Source organism: Actinomycetospora sp. (assembly GCF_055612215.1).
The window spans coordinates 1-1345 of record NZ_JBVPVA010001046.1 but is presented as its reverse complement, the minus strand read 5'-3'; the positions used below and the strand labels follow the sequence as shown (position 1 = coordinate 1345).

2 protein-coding genes are annotated in these 1345 nt (G+C 71.5%); both read left to right on the top strand.

Annotated features, from left to right (window positions below):
- On the top strand, window positions 1-503 hold a 503-nt coding region (locus AC0CYZ_RS28365), incomplete at its 5' end, for a helicase HerA-like domain-containing protein (RefSeq protein ID WP_472221456.1).
- Window positions 504-739: 236 nt separating this feature from the next.
- Window positions 740-1345: ATP-dependent metallopeptidase FtsH/Yme1/Tma family protein (locus AC0CYZ_RS28360; RefSeq protein WP_472221455.1), on the top strand; the 606-nt coding region annotated here is incomplete at its 3' end.

Here is a 1345-nt window from a genome sequence, read left to right as displayed (position 1 = left end):
AGGCCCTGACGCGGACCGCGCGGACCTACCCGAAGTCGAAGGTCTACGACATCGAGGAGGCGCTGACCTCGCTGGGGATCGGGGAGGCCATCGTCACGGTGCTCTCCGAGCGGGGCGCGCCGACGCCGGTGGCGTGGACCCGACTCCGGCCCCCGCGCTCGCTCATGGCCGCGATCGGCGAGCCCGCGGTGACCGAGGCCGCGAAGGCGTCGCCGCTGTGGGGGAAGTACGGCGAGACGATCGACCGGGAGTCGGCCTACGAGCGGCTCGCGGCCCGAACGGGGGCGACCCAGGCGCCCGAGACCCCGGCGGACACCGTCCCGGCCGACCAGCCCCCGCAGCCCGCGCCGCCGCAGGCCCCGCCGCCGTCCGAGGACGAGGGGCCGGGCCTGGTGGAGAAGGTCATGGCGAACCCCGCCTTCAAGTCGTTCCTCCGCTCGGCCGCGAGCGCTGCTGGTCGGGAGATCACCCGGGGCCTCTTCGGGACGGCGCGACGCCGCTGACTCCGCCCGACGTTCGCCGTCGGCGGACGCCGTCGTGACCAGGCCCTCCGCCGCGCGCGGCTGGGTGTCGGGGCTCCGGGGTACATTGAGCACATCAGGGCTTCCCTGGAACGGAGCCCGGGCGGGCACCGCGCGGACGTCGTCGTAGGCGGCGCCGGTGTGGTGGACCACGGTCCGGGAGTCGACACGGCAGCAGTCAACCCGGGGAGGGTCGAGGCCGGACCGGCCGCCACCGCATGGACCGCAAGCGCCTGCTCCGCAATCCACTGATCTGGATCGTGGTGCTCTTCGTCGTCTACCTGGCCGTGTCGTCGCTGTTCAGCGACACCCGCGGCTACACGCAGGCGTCCACGTCCCTCGCTCTGCAGCAGATCGACGCGCGCAACGTCGCGGAGGTCACGCTCGAGGACAAGGAACAGCGTCTGCGGATGACGCTGGTCAACCCCGTGGACGTGCCGCCGGCCGACGGCACCAGTGGTGCCCCCGTGCGGACCAACGAGATCTATGCGCAGTACCCGGCCGCGGCCGGCGCGCAGGTGTTCGCCGAGCTCCGGCAGAACCCCGCGCGCGAGGGCTTCGACACGCAGGTGACCCAGGAGTCCCTGCTCGGCCAGATGCTGATCTACCTCATCCCGCTGGGCCTCGTCCTGGTGCTGCTGTTCTGGATGATGAACGCACAGGGCGGCGGCAACCGCGTCCTGTCGTTCGGCAAGTCCAAGGCGAAGCAGCTCAACAAGGACATGCCGAAGACGACGTTCGGTGACGTCGCGGGCGCCAACGAGGCCGTCGAAGAGCTCTACGAGATCAAGGACTTCCTGCAGAACCCCACGCGCTACCAGGCG